Source organism: Photobacterium sp. S4TG1 (genome assembly GCF_036040035.1).
Taxonomy (GTDB): Bacteria; Pseudomonadota; Gammaproteobacteria; order Enterobacterales; family Vibrionaceae; genus Photobacterium.
Genome location: NZ_JAYXUH010000007.1, coordinates 152339 through 174547, shown reverse-complemented (window position 1 = coordinate 174547; position 22209 = coordinate 152339). Strand labels below are relative to the sequence as shown.

19 protein-coding genes are annotated in these 22209 nt (G+C 38.4%); 16 read left to right on the top strand and 3 right to left on the bottom strand.

All coding sequences use genetic code 11. The annotated features are described in order from the left end of the window. Position 1: 1 nt before the first annotated feature. Positions 2-787 (bottom strand): hypothetical protein, encoded by a 786-nt coding sequence (locus VXS03_RS10965; RefSeq protein WP_327763747.1) that lies wholly within the window; start codon positions 785-787, stop codon positions 2-4. A 720-nt stretch (positions 788-1507) separates the two neighbouring features. On the opposite strand from VXS03_RS10965, the gene VXS03_RS10960 reads away from it, so the two are divergent. The 10 genes from VXS03_RS10960 to VXS03_RS10915 all read left to right on the top strand — a co-directional run bounded on the left by VXS03_RS10960 (position 1508) and on the right by VXS03_RS10915 (position 14545). Next, positions 1508-2743: an integrase domain-containing protein gene (locus VXS03_RS10960; RefSeq protein ID WP_327763755.1), complete on the top strand. Its 1236-nt coding sequence runs from the start codon at positions 1508-1510 to the stop codon at positions 2741-2743. A 325-nt stretch (positions 2744-3068) separates the two neighbouring features. Beyond that, positions 3069-3329, top strand: coding sequence for a helix-turn-helix transcriptional regulator (locus tag VXS03_RS10955; protein ID WP_327763746.1), 261 nt, complete (start codon positions 3069-3071; stop codon positions 3327-3329). 14 nt (positions 3330-3343) lie between these two features. After that, a complete protein-coding gene (locus tag VXS03_RS10950) occupies positions 3344-3571 on the top strand; it encodes a helix-turn-helix transcriptional regulator (protein ID WP_327763745.1) in 228 nt (75 codons plus the stop codon). A 204-nt stretch (positions 3572-3775) separates the two neighbouring features. Next, the gene (locus tag VXS03_RS10945; protein WP_327763744.1) at positions 3776-4354 is read left to right on the top strand and encodes a YagK/YfjJ domain-containing protein; all 579 of its coding nucleotides are present in this window, start codon (positions 3776-3778) and stop codon (positions 4352-4354) included. 59 nt (positions 4355-4413) lie between these two features. Next, positions 4414-5007, top strand: coding sequence for an HGGxSTG domain-containing protein (locus VXS03_RS10940; protein ID WP_327763743.1), 594 nt, complete (start codon positions 4414-4416; stop codon positions 5005-5007). A 165-nt stretch (positions 5008-5172) separates the two neighbouring features. Beyond that, entirely contained in the window at positions 5173-7569 is a 2397-nt protein-coding gene (locus VXS03_RS10935; protein WP_327763742.1) for a type I restriction-modification system subunit M, read from the top strand. After that, a complete protein-coding gene (locus tag VXS03_RS10930) occupies positions 7566-8957 on the top strand; it encodes a restriction endonuclease subunit S (RefSeq protein WP_327763741.1) in 1392 nt (463 codons plus the stop codon). Before VXS03_RS10935 ends, VXS03_RS10930 begins: the two co-directional genes overlap by 4 nt. Positions 8958-9094: 137 nt before the next feature. Beyond that, positions 9095-10780 (top strand): DUF262 domain-containing protein, encoded by a 1686-nt coding sequence (locus VXS03_RS10925; RefSeq protein ID WP_327763739.1) that lies wholly within the window; start codon positions 9095-9097, stop codon positions 10778-10780. Next, positions 10773-14018, top strand: a complete 3246-nt coding sequence (locus tag VXS03_RS10920) for a type I restriction endonuclease subunit R (protein WP_327763738.1) — start codon at positions 10773-10775, stop codon at positions 14016-14018. The genes VXS03_RS10925 and VXS03_RS10920 overlap by 8 nt, the downstream gene beginning before the upstream one ends. A gap of 197 nt (positions 14019-14215) precedes the next feature. Further along, positions 14216-14545: a hypothetical protein gene (locus VXS03_RS10915; protein WP_327763737.1), complete on the top strand. Its 330-nt coding sequence runs from the start codon at positions 14216-14218 to the stop codon at positions 14543-14545. An 859-nt stretch (positions 14546-15404) separates the two neighbouring features. On the opposite strand, the gene VXS03_RS10910 is transcribed toward VXS03_RS10915, so the two are convergent. Further along, positions 15405-15782 carry a hypothetical protein gene (locus VXS03_RS10910; RefSeq protein ID WP_080158418.1) on the bottom strand — a complete coding sequence of 126 codons (378 nt, stop codon included), beginning with the start codon at positions 15780-15782 and terminating at the stop codon, positions 15405-15407. Positions 15783-15999: 217 nt separating this feature from the next. Between VXS03_RS10910 and VXS03_RS10905 the strand changes: the two genes are divergently transcribed. The 6 genes from VXS03_RS10905 to yjjX all read left to right on the top strand — a co-directional run bounded on the left by VXS03_RS10905 (position 16000) and on the right by yjjX (position 21652). After that, positions 16000-16536, top strand: coding sequence for an HPP family protein (locus VXS03_RS10905; RefSeq protein ID WP_080158419.1), 537 nt, complete (start codon positions 16000-16002; stop codon positions 16534-16536). Further along, the gene (locus tag VXS03_RS10900; RefSeq protein ID WP_327763734.1) at positions 16529-16945 is read left to right on the top strand and encodes a universal stress protein; all 417 of its coding nucleotides are present in this window, start codon (positions 16529-16531) and stop codon (positions 16943-16945) included. Before VXS03_RS10905 ends, VXS03_RS10900 begins: the two co-directional genes overlap by 8 nt. Before the next feature lie 277 nt (positions 16946-17222). After that, positions 17223-17780, top strand: a complete 558-nt coding sequence (gene ahpC / locus VXS03_RS10895; protein ID WP_080158421.1) for an alkyl hydroperoxide reductase subunit C — start codon at positions 17223-17225, stop codon at positions 17778-17780. Positions 17781-18032: 252 nt separating this feature from the next. Further along, positions 18033-19613: an alkyl hydroperoxide reductase subunit F gene (gene ahpF, locus VXS03_RS10890; RefSeq protein WP_327763732.1), complete on the top strand. Its 1581-nt coding sequence runs from the start codon at positions 18033-18035 to the stop codon at positions 19611-19613. Between the two features lie 758 nt (positions 19614-20371). Then, the gene (locus VXS03_RS10885; RefSeq protein WP_327763731.1) at positions 20372-21010 is read left to right on the top strand and encodes a helix-turn-helix domain-containing protein; all 639 of its coding nucleotides are present in this window, start codon (positions 20372-20374) and stop codon (positions 21008-21010) included. A gap of 126 nt (positions 21011-21136) precedes the next feature. Beyond that, the gene (yjjX, locus tag VXS03_RS10880; RefSeq protein WP_327763730.1) at positions 21137-21652 is read left to right on the top strand and encodes an inosine/xanthosine triphosphatase; all 516 of its coding nucleotides are present in this window, start codon (positions 21137-21139) and stop codon (positions 21650-21652) included. Between the two features lie 44 nt (positions 21653-21696). Here yjjX and trpR read toward each other — a convergent pair whose 3' ends face one another. Beyond that, a complete protein-coding gene (trpR, locus tag VXS03_RS10875) occupies positions 21697-22014 on the bottom strand; it encodes a trp operon repressor (protein ID WP_327763729.1) in 318 nt (105 codons plus the stop codon). Between the last annotated feature and the right edge of the window lie 195 nt (positions 22015-22209).

Genomic DNA, 22209 nt, shown 5'->3' with positions numbered 1-22209 from the left:
CCTAGCCTGAAAACCATTTAGAAACATTTCTTGAATAACCATCCAATTCATAGTATTTCAACTCAGGAAATAAGCGCTCATTGCAAGATTCAACATACTCAATGAACCCTAGCTTAATCAACGTTTTCGGAATAGGAATAGTTCTAGGTGCATTTTTGTTTTTTAGCCTCTGGTCACTCCGATCACAAGACACGTCAATACACCAAACACCGTCATTTCTTACTATGTTGCTTCGGTAAAGTTGAGAAATTTCATTCTGTCTCATTCCCATCTCAATCGCGATTAACACGATCCATTTTAAGTAGTTATGATTATCTTCAAATATGTCACTTCTTAAAACTTCCTTAATCTGCTTCTCACTAAAAGGAATTCGTTGCGCATTATCCTTTACACCATTTTTTTTAGGTTTTAATTCTTTAAAGTAATCATGCTTAATTAAACCTTGTGAGTGCAACCACCCAGAAAAATTCCTAATGCTTCTAACATATCTTTCAGCAGTTGATTCACTAATTCTATCCACTCCAAGTAAGTCCGCTTTTTCTAATAACTCTTTACCATTTAAACCATAGAACATTTTATTTTTCGTCAAATTTTTAGGTAATGAATAGATCGCATAATAAACTTCTCTGCAGTCATTACTATTCCAAAGAAAGAAATTTTTTTTACTCAACCTAACTGCATTTCTTATTGCAGCCCCTAAAGAATTCACAGTCTTTTTATTTACACCTTGGAAATCTTTATAAGCTACAAAAATATCAAGGTACTCATCTATGTTTTTATTAATCATGTTCAATCATCCAATGTCTCTTGGGATGAAATAATACGTATCAAAGATTTATGCGCAAGCGTCAAAAATTCATAATATTGTACAAACAATGCGCAAATATCACATTTTCAATTCTTAACCCTCTATTTCGATAAGGAAAAATACATCTACTTTTCAAAGTGGAAACTTACCATAAATGTGATTCATATCACATTCGATATTTCTATAACACCATTAAAATCAATAACTTATTACCACAATAAACAAAATGGTAAACACTTTTTCTTTTCCTCGTTACTCTTTCATATCTAAGTGCAAGATTTTCGTGAAACTCAAAACCATCAACCTGCATAACCTGCCACACAGGGAGTTGAACTGGCGTCGAGAGTTTTATTGAATGGGGTGGTATCGAAATACTTCATAGAGGCGTCGTATGACGCCTATCATTTGGTAGTTTGGGATTGTAGACTCTTGAAAACAGTGCTAGATTTAGGCACTAAATATGGATTTACCACCCAGTTAAACCGTTGATTTTAAAATAATTTTGTAGAGATTGGCGACTCCCGCCAGCTCCACCAAATTCGTATACGAAGACATCCTAGGATGTCCTAAAAGCCTCCTAAGCCATTGGTTTAGGGGGCTTTTTTGTATCTAAGCACATCCAACACCCTCCCATGACATCCTATATCTTTAGTAGTACGCTTAGTAGTACCGATGAATACTACTAAAACTGGTACTACTATGGCACGCATAACAAAGCCTCTCACTGATACTCAAATCAAACAAGCTAAACCAAAAGACAAAATCTATAACCTCGCAGATGGTGAGGGATTAGCTTTACGTATAAAACCTAATGGTACTAAAAGCTGGTTATTTGATTATTACCGCCCGTTTACTAAAAAACGTACCAGCTTAACTTTTGGTACATACCCTAGCCTATCTTTAGCTGATGCCCGCAAACAAAAATTAGCAGCAAAAACCTTACTCGCTGAAAATATAGATCCAAAAGATAAACGAGAAGAAGAACATCAACAGCAGCGCACAAAGATAACCAATACATTACGAGCAGCAGCTGAAGCTTGGTTTGTTGTAAAAAAAGCAAGCGTAACACCTGATTATGCTGAAGATATTTGGCGCTCATTAGAACTGCATATTTTCCCTGCTATTGGCGATATGCCGATTTATCAAGTAAAAGCGACTCATGCTATTGAGACATTACGTCCTATAGAAGCTAAAGGCAGCTTAGAAACCGTAAAACGCTTATCTCAGCGTCTTAATGAAATAATGATCTTTGCTATCAATACAGGTTTAATCGATGCCAACCCTCTTGCAGGGATTAAGGCAGCTTTTAACAAGCCAGTAAAAAAACACATGACAACTATTAAAACTGACGAACTGCCTGAATTAATGATGGCAATTCACCAAGCGAGTATAAAGAAAGTCACAAGATGTTTGATTGAGTTCCAATTACATACGATGGTTAGACCATCTGAGGCTGCTGGTGCTCGCTGGGATGAAATTAGCCTAGATAATAAGAAGTGGATAATACCTGCTGAACGCATGAAAAAACGTATAGCTCATGAAGTACCATTAACACCACAAGTAGTAGCAATTCTAGAACAAATGCTAACAATCAGTAGTAAGCGTGAATTTGTCTTCCCATCTGATAGAGATCCATTACGTCATGCCAATGAGCAAACAGCAAATGCTGCATTAAAACGAATGGGATTTGAAAATCGTTTAGTGGCTCACGGGATGAGAGCACTCGCAAGTACAACATTAAACGAAGAAGATAATGATTTCGATAAAGATGTAATTGAAGCAGCATTGGCTCATGGCGATCCAAATAAAGTTAGAGCAGCTTATAACAGAGCCAGCTATTTTGAGCGTAGAATTGAGTTGATGCGCTGGTGGAGTGATCATATCGAAAATGCTGCAACAGGATCATTTAGTATTGGCTCAACAAAGATAATTTAGTACTAAATATCCAACTTTCACTCTGTAAAGATGAAGCTAAAAATACACCTTAGCTTCATCAACCCAACAAAATAGTTCAATAAAACAACACTCATGAAAAATAAAATAATATATCTAAAAAAAATAACGTATATAAAACAACCAAAATCAGGAATTAACGCCAAAAACGTTATATGAAATCCCTGGTTTATATTCAATATCAGGCGATTGTGACTACTGAATTTCCCCCCTATTGTTACATAAGTGTTAAATGTTGAAATTGACATAAAAAGAAACTAGGTGTTTAATTATTAAATCACTTACAGACACATCCTATAGGACATATATGGACACTCATTTTGAATCTCGTTTTCGACTTATTCGATTAAAAGAGGTATTAAATATTACAGCTATAAGTTCAAGCTCTCATTATCTTGCTATAACAAATGGGTTAATGGTTAAACCTATTCCATTAGGTGCTAAATCTTCCGCTTATCCATTACATGAAATTGAATCAATCATTGCAGCTAAAATTTCAGGGAGATCAAACAATGAAATAAAAGAGCTAGTATCAAATTTAATGGAACAAAGAAAGTCATTATCATAAGAAGTAGTTTGAAAATGAAAAAAATCAAAACATTTGATATTTCTAGACACTTATCTTGGAATAATTCACCTGAAAAATTAATATCAAAAAAACAGCTCGCAGAACAATTAGGGATTAGTATAAGAACCGTAGACAATTGGATTAAAAATGATTTTCTACCGTCTCCAATAACAAGAAACAACCGTGTAATTGGATGGTTTTCAAGTTGGTTAGATGAATGGAAAAACAACCTAAAACAATAAATACTAGAAATAACAAACAAGAAAATCAAAAAATATCAATACGTTAACAATACACTGTGTGAATTTGCGTGTTTTTTCTTAATAGAATCACATTTAGCAGATGACAATCTAACGATAAATCATAAAAAACCTTTAAAAATAATACAATTAGCAACAAAAGACCTCGTTAGACATAGGGGGTATATAATAATATAGGTAGCTTATATGCCCTTTTTAATCATGCATCCAACAGTAGAAAGCATCGCTTATTATCAATATAATAATGATATCTGGCTTATCTTTTATCGATATAGTGGAATTATAGAAAAGATACAAGATGCAATCTGTCGTGAATTAAACTTCATGACTAATAAGTATCAAAGAGTAAAAACAATTTTATTTAATCTTCACGTTAATAACTACAGTGATGATAATAAAGTCATCTCACTATTCATGAAAAGTTATATAAAAAAACTAGAACGTAAATATAAGTCGCATATAGGATATATTTGGGTAAGAGAACAAGCTAATTCTATAAACCAACATTATCATATTGCTATTTTTATTGATGGTAAGAAATGCCAAAGCTCATGGATTCCATTTAATATGGCAAAAGAAACATGGGAAGAAAATCAAAAATCAGGAACAATTAAACATATTATCAATGGCTCATATACAATAAACAGATCAGATAGACAAAGTCTTCAAATTGTTATTTTGAGATTAAGTTATTATGCCAAGAAACGAACTAAGCAAAAATCATCAATAAAAATGAAAAGCTTCCACACGAGCCATAATAAATAAATACGGATCAAACCCCATGAACCGAAAAAATAACTGCGCAATTAACAAAAATCAATATTATGAACAAACGCTTTAATCTTGAATCATTACCATTTTGTGGTGCAAAAACACGCAATGGAACACCTTGTAAACGACGAGGCAATCTAAAAAACGGACGATGTAAACTTCATGGAGGAAACTCAACAGGATCGAAAACAGAGCTTGGTAAGATGTCAGCTAAAGCTCATTCAATGAGTTTGTTTCCAGGCATGTACTTTGGAGAACGTATCCCTGATAAATACTATCAGAGAGCATTTAGTGCCTTTAATAAATTAATTCAAATCGTAAAAATAGAGCCACTTGATTGGCAAGCCATTTATGACACTGTAGAACCTGATGTTATTCCTTTAGAAATGCTCAAATACCTTATCTTAGAGCTTAAATCGATAGAGGAATTTATGATGATCCAACACGTTTTAGATGCTTACTATTCAGAAACTAGAGCCGAGCATCTACGTTTTACTGTTTATCAGCCACAATGGGTGCCTTTTGGTGCTCAACCTCAATTAAATACGCCCCAAAGAGAGTTCATCTACCAATGGATGAAAAGTCATCCACCATTAGACCCCTTCCCATTTTCCCATCCCACTAGAAAAAGAAATCAAGATCAATGAAGTAATGGAGTTACAGATTCCCTGCCTCTCTGCATTTAATACCTATCTCATTGCTTTCGTCCACCAGCTAACCATCCAATACGAGATGCTGGTGGATGTTCACCATGTAACCTTCTGCTACAATGCGCACAATTTTATTCTTGTCACTTTGATGAAGATTCTCTCATGCCTAATTCTAATTTTACCCAAACCGCTGCCTTCATTTGGTCTGTCGCTGACCTACTTCGCGGTGATTTCAAGCAATCTCAATACGGTCGTGTCATTCTGCCGTTCACGCTATTGCGCCGCCTTGAGTGTGTACTGGAAGAAAGCAAAGATGCGGTAGTTGCTCAAACTGAAAAAGTTAAAGCCATGAACCTACCAGAAGAAGCACAGGAGAAAATGATCCTACGTGCCGCTTTTACGTTTGAAACCAATACACCTAAAGAAAAAAAGGGCTTGTCGTTCTTCAATACCTCACCGATGGATCTAGGGAAAATAGGTCAAAGTGACATTAAAGATAACCTAGAGAACTACATTCAGTGTTTCTCTGCCGATGCTCGTGAAATCTTTGAACACTTCAAGTTTGATGAATTTGTCGGTTTATTGGATGACGCTAACCTACTATTCAAAGTAGTAAAGAAATTCGCTACCACTGACCTTAGCCCAAAGGCAGTATCAAACCATCAAATGGGGTTAATCTTTGAAGAATTAATCCGCCGCTTTGCGGAAAGCTCAAATGAAACAGCAGGTGAGCACTTTACCCCTCGTGATATCGTTCGCTTAACCACATCACTGGTGTTCATGGAAGACGATGAAGCCCTGACTCAAGATGGCATCATTCGTACTATCTACGATCCAACAGCAGGTACAGGCGGTTTCTTATCATCAGGCATGGAATACGTTCACGAGTTGAACCCTAAAGCGGTTATGCGTGCCTTTGGTCAGGAGTTAAACCCAGAGTCTTACGCTATCTGTAAAGCCGATATGCTGATCAAAGGGCAAGACGTTAGCCGTATCAAGCTAGGTAACACCCTATCTAACGACCAACTGCCAGTCGATCAATTCGATTACATGCTGTCTAACCCACCGTTTGGTGTCGATTGGAAGAAAATCGAAGCTGAAATCAAAGACGAACATACCCTAAAAGGTTTTGATGGTCGATTTGGTGCAGGTTTGCCGCGTGTGTCTGATGGCTCACTACTGTTCTTGATGCACCTTATCAGCAAGATGCGTGACACTCATAACGTTGATGGCAGCGTCAATGATGGTGGTCGTATCGGTATCATCTTAAATGGCTCACCACTGTTTACAGGCGGTGCTGGTAGCGGTGAAAGCGAAATTCGTCGTTACATCCTTGAAGCGGATTTATTAGAAGGCATCATCGCCCTACCAACTGATATGTTCTACAACACGGGCATTGCGACCTATGTGTGGGTACTGTCCAACAAGAAAACATCTGAGCGTAAGGGCAAAATTCAACTGATTGATGGCTCTAACCTATGTGGCAAGATGCGTAAATCATTAGGCTCTAAGCGTAACCTCATGAGCGAAGACGACATCAAACTTATCACCCGTACTTTTGGTCACTTTGACGTGGTGGATGCGACGGCTCTTGAAAACTTAGGGCTTAATAAGCCTGCCGAGCAAAAATCAAATCGTGGTCGTCAATCGTCCACCAGCAAAACAGCAGCACCAAAGACGTTCGCCAGTAAGATTTTCAACAGCACCGACTTTGGCTACCGTCGTTTAACCATTGAACGTCCACTACGCCTATCCGCACAAATTACCGATGCAGCAATTGAAAGCCTACGCTTTGCACCAAAACCACTCAATGCGCCGATGGTGCGTTTATATAACGAGTTTGGCACAGCGTGGAATGAGGATAACTACGGCTACCTTGCGGAAGTTGAAACTGAAGTACGTGCGCTCATCAAAGCCGAATTTAGCGAACTGAAAGAAAAACAAATCAAAGACCTGCTAGACAGTAAGTTGTGGTTATTCCAACGCTCGCTAATGAACAAAGCTCAACAACTACAAACAGCAGTATCTAGCAATGCTGGTGGTCGAGAGTTAGTGAGCAACGATTTCAACCAATTCGACATCACCATGAAAGGCGCATTCAAAGCAACGGGTATTAAGTTTGACGCCAAAGAGAAGAAGCAATTCTTTGATGCGATAACGTTCAAAAACCCAGAAGCTGAACCTGTTATCAAGAAAGTCATCAAAGAAGCCGCACAGCCGTTATACGGTTCATTTAACTACAACGGTAAGGTGGTTGAGTTCCAGCAAGATGGCGACTTACGTGATAACGAGAACGTACCACTAAATCCAAGCATCACCACCACAGAGTCAATTGAAAGCTACGTTAAGCGTGAAGTATTACCACACGTTAGCGATGTGTGGATCAACACCGATAAGCGTGATGAGAAAGATGGTGAGATTGGTATTGTGGGTTATGAAATTCCGTTTAACCGCCATTTCTACGTGTATCAGCCACCTCGTGCGCTAGAAGCGATTGATGAAGATTTGGCACTGGTCAGTGATCAAATTATGAGCCTACTGCAAGAGGTGCGTTCATGAGATTTTCAACATATAGCAACTACCAAGAAACTGACTTTTATTGGCTAGGTAAAATTCCATCTTCATGGCAGATCAAAAGAGTTGGTCATCACACTGACTTTATTACAGGTTTTGCCTTTAAAAGTGACTTATTTTCTTTTGAAAAAGGAATAAAACTTGTTCGGGGAGATAATGTAACAGAAGGTAGCCTTAGATGGGGTGATAAAACACGTTTCTGGTCTGAAATAACTAAAGAATTAGAACAATATCTTTTAAAAGATAAAGATCTATTGATTGGTATGGATGGTTCTAAAGTTGGTAAAAATTTCACGCTAATAAAAGAAAGTGATTTACCGTTACTTTTAGTTCAACGTGTTGCACGCTTACGAACTGACGACCAGCTATATTACAAATTTTTATCTTATTTAATTGGTAGTGAGCTTTTTCGTATATGGGTTACATTAGTAAAAACAGATCCTGCAATCCCACACATTTCACCATCTGATATAAGAGGTTTTCCACTTCCTTTTCCATCATATGAAGAACAAACCCAAATCGCAGCCTTCCTCGATCACGAAACGGCAAAAATCGACACGCTTATCGAAAAGCAGCAGCAACTTATCGAACTGCTTAAAGAAAAACGCCAAGCGGTGATTAGCCATGCGGTCACAAAAGGACTAAACCCAGATGCACCAATGAAAGATTCAGGTGTCGAGTGGTTGGGTGAAGTGCCAGAGCATTGGAGTGTTGCTCCATTAAAATATTTAGTTAAAGAAAAAGCGGCTGGTCCCTATGGGGCATCATTAACTAAAGCGATGTACGTTTTAAGTGGTATAAAAGTCTATGGTCAGCAACAAGTTATTAGCAATGATTTCGATATAGGTGATTACTATATTTCTGAAAATAAATATAAAGAAATGACTAGATATACTGTTTATCCTGACGATGTTCTTATTTCGGTTATGGGAACAGTAGGTAAAGTTGCAGTTGTTCCCCCAACAGCACATCACGGGATAATAAACCCCCGTTTAGTTCGATATAAATTTAATACGTCAAAAATTAAGCCAATGTTTGTTCAACACTTAATTATGAGTATTAGATACCAGAATAGATTAAGTGAAGCCTCTCAAGGCTCAACAATGGATGGACTAAACATGGGAATTCTAGGAGATCTTTCTTTAGCTCTACCACCAATAAATGAGCAAGACCAAATTATTTCAGAAGTAAACCATCAATCATCTGTATATAACAAATTAATAAATAAAGCAGAAAACGTTATTATTTTATCTCAAGAACGCCGCACAGCCCTTATCTCAGCAGCCGTAACTGGCAAGATTGATGTACGCCACTGGGTCGTACCCACCACCAGCAGTGACACCAATAAGACAGTGCAGAAAGTCAGCGTCTAACAAAAAAATGTCTAATACTGATTGCCCTTCACAGTTATGTAAAAGGCAATCTAATACCGTTTAGAATCATAATTATAGGATTGGTTGTTCTTAAAGATTGAAGCCTAATCAACTGAACAACAGATAAAGGAAATCACATGACCACAAAAACTCTAGAAGCAAACGAATACTCACTCAAAGAGATCTTTTGCGACAGCTATTCTTTTGAAATACCACGATACCAACGCCCTTACTCATGGGAAGTGGAGCAAGCTGTTACGCTGGTGGACGATTTACTACAGTTTTTAGAAGAACAACCACAAGAAATACAACATGCTAACCCTTATTTTCTTGGCAGTATTGTATTGATCAAACCCAATGGCGTGCTGTCACAAATTGTTGATGGTCAACAACGTATAACAACACTCACTATTATATTTTCGGTCTTACGCTCTTTAGTTTCACCTGAATTTAAAGGTGCCCTTGAAAATACCATTTTCCAAAAAGGCGACCCTATTTTAATGACTGAAGATAAGCCTCGTTTAAGAACACGATCCCGAGATCAAGCATTCTTCAATCAATATATCCAGCAAGCGAATCAATTAGATAATCTACAAGCGATTCAAGAGGAACTTAACGATAGCCAAAAGAACATGCACAGAAATGCACTTGCTATCAAAAAACGTCTTGAAGATGAATCGCCAGAAACGCTAAAACGCCTATGCCAATTATTACTAGTGAAGTGTTTTCTTGTTGTTGTAAAAACTCTAGATGTGGATTCAGCGTACCGTATATTTTCGGTTATGAATGACCGAGGGTTAGATCTCAGCGCAACTGATATTTTAAAGTCGCTGATTACCAGTGAAATCACGCCAACTAATGACAAACAAGAGATCTACACAAAAAAATGGGAAGACATAGAAGAAGACTTAGGGCGCAATGCCTTTAATGCTTTGTTTGCTCATATTCGTATGATTGAAATGCGCACAAAATCACGATCTAATTTAGTGGCTGACTTTAAAATCCATATCAAACCCAACGAGCAGCCTGAACAATTTATTGATGAACAACTCACACCTTACAGTGATGCATTCAGTGATATTCTATCTCGTAGCTTTTCACACCCAGAACACAGCCAACAGATCAATCAATCCTTAAAGTGGCTCAATAATATTGATAACAATGATTGGATGCCCGTTGCTATTTATTACATTGCCAAATACCGCCAAGATGGAAAACGATTAGCTGAATTCCTAAAGCAGCTAGAGTGTGTTGCCTCAGTTCAAATGATTAACCGTATTGCAGTAAACCATCGCTTAATTCGTTATAAAGCAATCCTTGATGCCATTGATTTAGGCTCAGAGTTTGACGACTCCGCATTACAGCTTGCAAATAAAGATAAATCTAACGCTCGAAAACAATTAGACGGTGATTTATATCTATCATCTCGTATTCGCTCAATGGTATTACTGCGCTTAGATGCTGAACTGTCTGACGGTACAGCTAGTTATGATCTACCAAAAATCAGTGTTGAACACGTTATGCCGCAAAAGATTGCAGACCAATCAAAATGGCATTCATGGTGCCCTGCACATGATGTCCACCAGCATTGGGTTCATCGTTTAGGCAACCTTGTTTTATTGTCTCGCAACAAAAACTCAGCAGCCAGCAATTACGATTTTGAGAAAAAGAAAAATGCTTACTTTCTACAGCATGGTTCATCAACCCCTTTCATTCTCACCAATCAAGTATTGAGCTATGAGACTTGGACTCCCGATATTATCGAGACTCGACAACAAATATTATTAGAAAAACTCTGTCAGGTTTGGAAATTAAATGACTAACGACACCACTCAAGAACGCATCTTTCAAGATGAAATGATCGCTCAAATGGTCGCTAACGGTTGGAAACAAGGTAAATCTGACCGTTATGATCGTAAACGTGCTTTATATTGCGAAGATGCGCTTCACTTCGTACAAACTACTCAGCCAAAAGAGTGGGAAAAGTTTGCCAAGGTGTACCCCAATGACACAGAGCGTCACTTTCTTGATGCGCTGGTGGCACAACTGAAAAAAGCTGACAGTAACGCCACAGATGCCGTTTCTCGCACTTACGGTACATTAGGCATGCTTCGTCATGGCTTGAAGATTCGTAATGCCCGTTTCTCGCTGTGCCAGTTTAAGCCAGAGCACAACCTCAACCCTGAAACACTGGCACGCTATGAGCAAAACATCTGCCGTGTCGTGCCAGAGTTGGTTTATAGCCCTTACGCCACCGCTGAGCACTTAGCCTTAACAGGTAAGAAAGCCAAAGCATGGCGCATTGACTTAGTATTGTTTGTTAATGGCTTACCTGTATCAACCCTTGAGCTGAAATCTGAGTTCAAACAAGCGGTACACAACGCGATTAAGCAATATAAGCAAACACGCTTACCGAAAGATCCAGAAACCAAAAAGCCTGAGCCATTACTAAGCTTCAAACGTGGCGCATTGGTACACTTTGCCGTAAGCCAATACGAAGTCTTCATGGCAACCAAGCTGGCTGGTGATGACACATTCTTCCTGCCGTTTAACAAAGGCACCAAAGAAGGCGGTAAGGGTAACGATGTACCCGAAGATCAAAACCGTTACGCCACTGATTACCTGTGGAATGAAGTATTATTGCCAGAGAACCTACTCAAGATTTTGAGTAACTACGTTCATCTACAAATTGAAGAAAAAGAAGATTGGCAAGGGCTTAAAAGTAAGAAAGAAAACCTGATCTTCCCGCGTTACCATCAATGGGATGTGGTGAGTAAGCTTATCGGTGCAGCCATTGCTGAAGGTACAGGTAATAAATACCTGATCCAGCACAGTGCAGGTTCTGGTAAATCAAACTCGATTGCATGGACAGCCCACCAGCTCTCTACCCTTTACGATGAGCAAGGTGAAAAGCAATTCCATTCGGTGATTGTGGTAACAGACCGCACCGTACTTGATGATCAACTTCAAGATACCATCTATCAGTTTGAACATGCGGATGGTGTAGTTGGACGCATCAACAACAAAGAAGGTGACGGCTCTAAGTCTGAAAAGCTGGCGGCGGCGCTTGAGAACTCTCAACCTATCATCATAGTGACGATTCAAACCTTTCCACACGTACTAAAAGCGATTGAGAACAGCGTTAGCTTAAAACAACGTAAATATGCAGTGATTGCCGATGAAGCCCACTCATCACAAAGCGGCTCTACGGCTCGCAAGCTTAAAGAAGTATTGATGACCGAAGAAGCCGATGATGATGTGATGCTATCGTCAGAAGATATTCTTGATGCAACCATGGCGGCACGTAAGAACAGTAATAACCTCAACTACTACGCATTTACTGCTACCCCTAAAGCCAAAACCTTAGAATTGTTTGGTCGCTTACCGAACCCTGATGAGCCAGCGTCTAGCACTAACAAGCCATACGCCTATCATGTGTATTCAATGCGTCAGGCAATCGAAGAAGGCTTTATTCTAGATGTACTCAAGAACTACACCAGTTATAAAGTGGCGTATAAGCTAGTACAGAAAATGGAAGCCGCTGATAAAGAAGTCGATAGTAAGAAAGCCAAGACCAAGCTTAATCAATGGGTACGTCTGCACGATTACAACATTTCACAGAAAGTAAAAGTGATTGTTGAACACTACAAAAACCATGTGATGGGCTTATTAGGTGGTCAAGCTAAAGCGATGGTGGTAACTAGCTCTCGTAAAGAAGCGGTACGCTATAAGCTGGCGTTTGATAAATACATTACCGATAACAACTACCAACGCATTGCAGCAATGGTAGCGTTCTCTGGTGAAGTGGAATTTAACGACAACGATCCTGATAGCCTTGCGCTGCTTAATCAGAAATTCACTGAAAACAACATGAACCCTAACTTAAAGGGTCGTGATATGCGTAAAGCGTTTGATAGTGATGATTACCAAGTGATGCTGGTGGCTAATAAATTCCAGACAGGCTTTGACCAACCTAAACTGTGTGCAATGTATGTTGATAAGCCTTTAGGTGGTGTGGAGTGCGTACAGACCCTTTCACGCTTAAACCGTACTTATCTCGGCAAGGCTGAAAGCGGTACGTTTGTATTAGACTTCTTTAACGAGCCTGATGACATTCTCGAAGCGTTCCAACCTTACTATCAAACTGCTGAGCTGGTGGATGTCACCGATCCTAACCTTGTGTTTGATTTGTATGAAAAGCTACGTTCTAGCGGTATTTTCTTATGGAATGAAGTTGAGCAATTCTGTGTTGCCTTCCTGACTAAGAAGAAATCTAACGCAGCGGTAAGTAATATCTGCAAACCTGCGGTTGACCGTTGGCAGCATCGTTATAAATCAGCAATTGAGGCGTATATTCAATCGAAAGATATGTTCGAGCGCACCAAGAAGACCAAAGATGCAGTATTGATTGCTAACGCTGAGAATGCCTTCAAAGAGTGTAAGCAGGAAAAAGACCGCCTAGAGATCTTCAAGAAAGACTTAGGTAGCTTTGTGCGCTTCTTTGAGTTCATGTCGCAGATTGTCGATTATGAAGATAAAGAGCTTGAGAAACTGAGCCTGTTCGCCCGTTATCTACGTCCCCTACTGCATGAGCAAAACGTGCAAGAAGATGAGATTGATTTAAGCAACGTGGAAATGAGCCACTACCGCTTATCAAAGATCCGTGAACAAGACATCAAGCTCAAAGAAGACGCAGCAGATTACAAGCTAGAGCCAACGACTGATGTGGGTACGGCTAAGCCTAAGAATAAGGAAGAAGACTTCTTATCGCTGATCCTTAACCGCTTAAACGAGTTATTTAGCACTGAGAACTTAACTGATAGTGACATGATCAACTACGCCAAGACGGTACGTGACAAGTTATCAGAGAACGAAGCAGTAATGACCCAGATTAATAACAATACTCGTGATCAAGCCATGCTAGGCGACTTCCCACAAGCCATTGATGATGCGGTAATGGATAGTAATGAATCACATCAAGAAATGATGATGCAATACCTATCAAACCCAGAGCTGGCAAAAGGCTTCGCCCGTGTCGTGTTTGATATGTTGAAGGGGTAGTTGAAGTAATAAAAATAAGTAACTATTGTCTTAACAAACGATAGTTACTTTTACATGACTATTTTTAATTTCATTGCACTCCAATCAATATATTCCTGAGTCCACTTGGGTAGATAATAGACCATTAATGATGGTTAATTTCATTCTATTATGCTAATTAAGTATAATGTGTATATAAAATCAGAACTAATAAAACAATGACATTAAATTACATCAAAATAGAAAAAGAATACGTTGAACTTTATTCACCTTATTCGGGTAATTGCTTCAATAATGGCGAGGAAGAGTTTGAAGGTGAAGACGACCCAACATGTTTATTCATATACCTTGGTGGCGCTGGATTATGGGGTTATATCTCACCTAAAGTCGAAGCTCTTCTCAAAGATCTTGATATGGAAGATATGGAAGATATGGGACCAAAGATAATTTCGAAACTGTTAACTATCGATGGTGGCGTTGTTTTTGAGTGTAATGATGGGTGGAATGGCACTAACTGGTTTGCTTTTGCTCCTGCTCTTGAGGAATAGCAAATAGAATTAAATAGAAAAGGCAGCAAAGCTTAGTAGCTCAACTGCCTTTTATTCTTACAGAGAGAGATCTGGCATGACTCATGGTACAAAAGTAATCACTTACCACAGACCTAAAAAAGGTCATACTGAAACACTGTACGACCTCATTTGCCATACAATCTTTGATTGATACAGAAGAATATTGAATAATATACGACAACGCTTATTTTGAAGCCTGACCTTTTATCTTCTATAATTTATAAGCTAGCCTCCCAAAGAAGAAATGTGACTCACATCACGTAATAGCTATAAATCATCAAAAAAGCCCAAACAAAAAATTTAGTAGTACCGATAGTAGTATCGACAACAATCAAATCGAACAATAATAATTAAAAACAAACAGATACAACACCAATCACGATGACGCCAGCCCAACATTTGGAAAGGGCCACTTCTTTGGAAGTGGCCTTTTTTAATACCTAAAAATCATTAAAATCATCACGTTAGATTATTTTACGTCCTTATATTCCCTCTGTTGACTTACTTTAGCTCACCTTTGATATGCAAAGTTATGGATGTCCTTTGTTTTTGTTTTTGTTTTTGTTTTTGTTTTTGTTTTTCCAGTAATAAAATTACTAGAATAATTGAACAACAAATACAACGTTAAAGTTGTAAATTCTCCTCAAACAACGTGTAAGTTGTACCGAGCATCAAATACAACCTTTAAGTTGTATTATTAAGAGAATTGAGCGAATTAAAGTCAAAGGTTTAACTATTAAAATAAAAAAAAGCGCCAGCAAATCTACATTGCTAGCGCCTTAAATAAACCATCATGTTACGTATGACGCACATGGTGATTAATGATTACATTGAGTGACTACTCATCAATGCCGCAATCAGTACAACTTTGTAATACGATTTCGTGTTCAAACACAGCAGTCTCACTACCATCAGCGAGTAGCTCTGCGATTTCTTCTGCTACTTCTTGCTCATCTTCTGCTTTTACTTGATTTGCTAGTGCTTCTTCTGAGTAACCGTAGAAGTTTAGTAATAAGTAATCGCGCGCTTCATCTTTAGTACAAGTCACGTTCACCAACAATTCTGGATCAACATTGCCTTGTGCGATCATCGCTGTTACTTGTGCGACAACCTCTTCTTTCATTGCTGGTGTTAACCAACCAAGATCTGCGTTTACTGTATTTTTGTTGCATTTATAACAAGGCAGTTTATGAAAGTAATATTGAAAGCTAGTCATGAGTCATTTCTTCTTTAAGTTTTGTATTACACGATTATGAGGTTTTTCTCAAAAAATACTATCTCAATAGCCATTGAAGATAAAAACTCTTGCTGAGAAGTAAATAACTATCATCACCGCATTCTTAGATAATACTTATGAGGCATTAATAACCCGCTCATTTAACCATAATTGGCATATAATATTAATAAATTGAACTAATAAGTAAGTATTACGAATGGATAATATGCAAAAGGGGATCCATTATAAGATCACCCACCCAGCTCATAAACTATGGATGATTGCGTTAGTTGCCGCAGCAGGATCTGCATTATGTATTGGTATTCTTGCCTTTGTCGATGGCGTTGCTAAGGGAGACTATTTATTAGTCGCACCGTTTGGCGCCACCATGGTATTGGTCTTTGGTTTACCACAAAGCCCTTTAGCCCACCCTAAAAATGTCGTATTCGGTCACTTAACAACAGCGATCATCGGTATTATCTTTGCCAATCTTTTACCGGTAACGTTTTGGTCTCTTGGGCTAGCTGTAGGTGTGGGGATTTTCATGATGATCATGCTTAATGTTACCCATCCACCCGCAGGCGGAAACCCGTTATTGATCATGTTAGGTGCCCATACCAGCATTCTGTTTGCGTTTTATCCCATTTTTGCAGGTAGCTGCATCATTGTACTTATTGCACTGTTGTACCATGCATTAGTCTCTCGTCTAGAATATGCATGGGTTAATAAACCTAAAGAAGGCAAAGATGTATAAAAAAGTATTGTATGCGTTAGATATAGATTCTAAACCCTATCTTCTCAAAGCGATTGCTTTAGCTGAACAACTTAATGCTGAACTGTTTGTCGGCTATGCAACCAATCTAGATGAACAGCTATTTTCTGATGATGCCTATTTAGGAAATGCTGTTGGGGATGGTATTGTTAATACAGAGAAAGCCGAACTAGAAACAAAAATACAGGCCTTAATTACAGACACGACCCTAAATAGAGATCATGTTTATATTGTTAATGGACCTGTTGGTATGGCTATTGAACGATTGGCGACAAATTTAGAGGTTGATTTAGTAGTGATGGCTAACTCCCACCATTATTTTAGTTTTTTATCTAAAAATGCGCTTCTCATAAAATTAGCGACTCACCATGATTTTTTAAGTTTGTCTTGATGATTGCGTGTTACATCTATTAAAGGTCTTATTTGATTGTCAAATAGGACCTTTTCATTAATCGGATCACTTCATTTATTATTCATACCTAACTACCGCTGTTACTAATCATCACCTCTCCTTTAAAACACACCTTTATCAATAATAGGTTTTGGCTATTGAATGTATCGGCTTTAACGATTTCCTTAATATCCCTGTTTTGACAATAATGGCTTCAGAGATTTGATTTGCACTACAGCATAAAAAATTAAAATTATTTTCAAAAGGATTCCATATTATGATTAACACTGAAATCAAGCCATTTAGCGCTACAGCATACAAAGAAGGCAAATTCGTAGACATCACTGAAAAAGATGTTTTAGGTAAGTGGGCAGTATTCTTCTTCTACCCAGCTGACTTTACTTTTGTATGTCCAACTGAGCTTGGCGACCTAGCTGACCATTACGCAGATCTACAATCTCGCGGTGTTGAAGTATTCTCTGTATCAACTGATACTCACTTCACTCACAAAGCATGGCACGACAGCTCTGACACAATCGGTAAAATCAACTACTTCATGGTAGGCGACCAAACTGGTAACATCACTAATAACTTCAACGTTATGCGTGAAGGTCAAGGTCTTGCAGACCGCGCTACTTTCCTAATCGACCCACAAGGTGTTATCCAAGCAATGGAAATCACAGCAGAAGGTATTGGCCGTGAAGCTGAAGACCTAATGCGTAAAGTGAAAGCAGCACAATATGTTGCAGCACACCCAGGTGAAGTTTGTCCTGCAAAATGGAAAGAAGGCGAAGCAACACTAACTCCTTCTCTAGACCTAGTTGGTAAGATCTAATCTTATTTAACCTTTGATGACAATATTCATTTTTGATGCCGAATCGAAGTGCAATATTACTCATCCTGCTTTTAAATAATCCGTTTATTTAAAAGTAATAAGGCATCAAACATCCCCTTGTGTTTGGTGCCTTATTAATTCAAAGACCTTCAAACATATTTACGCCTTTTTATATAGGCAATATGTCGTATTACAGTAGACCTGCATTGATTATCTGCTGTAAAGCCGTGAACAAATTAAAAAGGCAAGATTATGTTAGAACAAAACATGAAGCAGCAGCTACAAGCGTATTTAGAAAATTTAAAAACTGATGTACAACTGGTATTAAGTTTAGATGATAGTGACACTGCAAAAAAATTGCATGAATTAGCTTACGAGATTGCAGAACTAAACGATAAAGTTAGTGTTATTGAAGATAATAATGCCAGCGTACGTAAACCTGTTATGCAAGTGGTTAACCCAACCAAACAGACTTCAATGAGCTTTGCTGGTCTGCCAATGGGACACGAATTTACTTCATTGGTATTAGCACTACTGCACAGCGGTGGTCACCCAATGAAAATAGAACAAGCCGTTATCGATCAAATCGCAGCATTGGATCAAGACATCATTGTTGAAACCTTCATTTCACTTTCTTGTCAAAACTGTCCTGACGTTGTGCAAGCATTCAACATGATGGCAGCGATTAACCCACGTATTAAAGCAAGCATGATTGATGGTGCAGCTTTCCAAGCTGAAGTGACTGAACGTAATATCATGGCGGTACCGACTGTTTATGTAAACGGTGAAGTCTTTGGTCAAGGCCGCATGTCGCTAACTGAAATTTTAAATAAGCTAGACACAGGCGCAGCTAAAAAAGCAGCAGCAAGCCTTAATGATAAAGCCCCATTTGACGTATTAGTCGTTGGTGGTGGTCCTGCTGGCGCATCAGCTGCTATCTATGCTGCACGTAAAGGCATTCGTACTGGTGTTGTTGCCGAGCGTTTTGGTGGCCAAGTAATGGATACCATGTCTATCGAGAACTTCATTTCAGTTCAAGAAACAACGGGCCCTCATTTAGCGGCAAGCTTAGAAGAGCATGTAAAACAATATAACGTTGATATCATGAGCGAACAACGTGTTAAGAATATCGTTGCTGCAACAGATACTGATGATGGCTATGCCCACATTTACCTAGAAAGTGGCGCAATTTTAAAATCTCGCAGCGTGATCATCAGTACAGGTGCTCGCTGGCGTGAAATGAACGTCCCTGGTGAGCAAGAATACCGTAACAAAGGTGTTGCTTACTGCCCTCACTGTGATGGTCCATTATTCAAAGGTAAACGTACTGCGGTTATCGGTGGTGGTAACTCAGGTATTGAAGCGGCAATTGACCTTGCGGGTATTGTTGAGCATGTTACGGTTCTTGAATTTGCTGACACCCTACGTGCTGACCAAGTATTGATCAATAAAGCAGAAAGCATGCCGAATATCGACATTATTAAAATGGCACAAACCACAGAAGTAGTTGGCGATGGTACTCGCGTAACGGGTATTAGCTACAAAGATCGTAACACTGATGAAATCAAACACATTGAACTTGCAGGTATCTTTGTTCAGATTGGTTTAGTGCCAAACACTGAATGGCTAAAAGAGTCAGCCGTTGCCTTAACACCACGTGGTGAAATCGAAATTGGTGCTCACGGTAATACTAACGTTAATGGCTTCTTTGCTGCGGGTGACGTGACAACTGTGCCTTTCAAGCAAATCATCATTGCGATGGGTGAAGGTGCAAAAGCAAGTTTAGGTGCATTTGATTACTTAATTCGTACCCCTGCACCAACAGCTAAGTAATTCAGTTTCGTATCTCTAAACAAATAATAAAGGCCTGTTCTTAAAGAATAGGTCTTTTACATTTTGTCTCTCTAAACACCGCCATAATTCTTACTAATAAAAAAACATATAAGCCTTATCTGTTAAATAATAACGGAAAATGATTTTTATCATCAATAATTTATCGATAATTCGTCTTATTATCCTTTATTTAGAACAACAAGGTCCATAGTCTTATATTATATTCAAACCCACCTATTACATGCTCATTACGTATATAATGCTAAATTTAACATTCCTCAAACTCGTATTATTCTGTAATACATCAATAATAAAATTAATACCCATAAAAACTACTTCATTTTATTATTGACTTAATTATCAATTAATTTGCGCATTTTACAAAATAAATCCCAATTTACAAAAATAAAAAAACAAAAGCTATCATATTTTTTAACACTATTGAGTTTACTTTTATTTTATTTAAAATCATACCTTTATAAGTCAGCCTCATTTTTCTTCTCGATATTCTGATTACCGTCATCATTCATAATTACGATATCAATGGTAGTCTTTTCACTATCAAAACTTATTTCTTTCTGCGTATTTTGTTCCCTTTTTTACCCATCTTTCCTATGGGGTATATTTCTTTAACCAAATCAATCGCACTTTTAAAGTAATAATGATTCCTTTTCTACACTTTTGAGTAATATCTTTTATAACTATTGAGAATTCATATTGTATTCACACCCCCCTATTTGAAGCAGGAAGCTAGTTACATGGAATATTTAGAGAGAATTAAGCGTTTAGCTAAAGTTCAAGGCATCAGTCAAAAGCAACTTGGTGAGGCATTAAGCCTTCAGCAAGGAACAATGAGCCGTAAGCTTTCAGGTAAATATGGTATCGAAGTTCGCGAATTAGAAAAAATTGCAGAAACATTAAATACATCAATCGGCTACATCTTAACGGGCCAAATTGATACAGGTACACAAGCAACAACGACTATCAGTACTGAACACGATAGCTCAGCAACGTGCACCTATATCCCAGTGATCCACCGTAAAGATTTTTCAGCTTACAATTTAGGTGATTCTGTTGAGGTGATCAGTAAGCGTGCTATCCCCCAGCATTTAGAGCGTGACGCATGCCTAGGTTTATTCATTGATAATGAAAATATTTCACATTGTGCGCCAGTGGGCAGTTATGCACTAGCAACTAAAGAAGCGACTTACCGTCCTAAGCAACCTGTATTTGCTTCTGTACGCGGTAGTGAGCCTGATTTTTACCACATGACACAATTGGCTGATGGTGTTGTATTCTCAACCTCACAACCTGATTTTCCAAACCTGTTTGTAAATAACGGTGAGTTTCAAATTCACGGTTACATCATCCAATCAGACTGGGCTTACGATCGTTAATCACGATCACTGTTCAATTAGGGTTAAGAAAGCTCATCGAACGATGGGCTTTTTATTGCTTTTGTTTCTCGCATAAAGCGGTTATTTTTAGGTTATTCAATATTATATTTAACCGAATCTATCATTATGCCTACGATTATTGTTGCCTCAACCAATCCTGCAAAAATCACCGCCGTTACTGATGCCTTTACTGCCGCCTTTCCTCAACAGATCTTTATTACCACGGGTGTTAGCACTGATAGTGGTGTTCGCGATCAACCATTAACCTGTGATGAAACATTATTAGGGGCAAATAATCGTGTTATTTCATGTCGTAAACGTTATCCCGATGCAGATTACATCGTTGGCTTAGAAGCTGGGCTCGATAATAATTTTACATTTGCGTGGATGGTGATAGAGCATCAAGGAAAAAAATCTACCGCACGTTCCGCTTCATTACCTTTACCACCATTGGCACTGGAAAAAATAGCTCAAGGAATGGAGCTAGGCGATGTGATGGATGAAATGTTTGCTCAACAAAATATCAAGCAAAAAGGGGGGGCTATTGCGATGCTAACCCACCATTTATTGAACCGTAGCACTGTCTATCAACAAGCCTTAATTCTCGCGTTAATTCCTTTTTTACATCCTGAATTATATTAGGCTGTAACGACTAACGCGCGATATGTTAACGAAACTAATGATGATTATTCTGACGTAGAAGGGATATTTTTTGCAAGAAAATCAGCTAGCCATGCTTTTGTTGTATCATCTTGATGTTTAAGTTCATTTGAACCTCGAGTAATAGTGGCTACGCCAACACCCAGTAGTTCGCTGATTTTACGTTGGCTACGTTCACCATTGAGTAGCTCATGTACTATATTCACTCGTGCAATCAATGCTTCTCTTTCATCGTGAGTTAATAATACTTTAAACAGTAACTGATCTTGTTGTTCAGCAGAAGCTTGCTGAAGTAAATCTAAAATCTGTTGCCAGTCAGTATACTTTGGTGAGTCTATAGCCATTTTCGTTTATCCCGTAAGGCATTATATACGCGGTGCAGTGTACCGCGATTCCTACATCAGACCAAGTAACGGTTATAACCCTAATCTTTGCTGGCTAAATAATCTTTCAATCAATCAGTATGATATTTACATTCAAAATGCCAATACTCATATGGAAACAGTCTCTTGATGGCAAATAACCGCCACTATTATTTT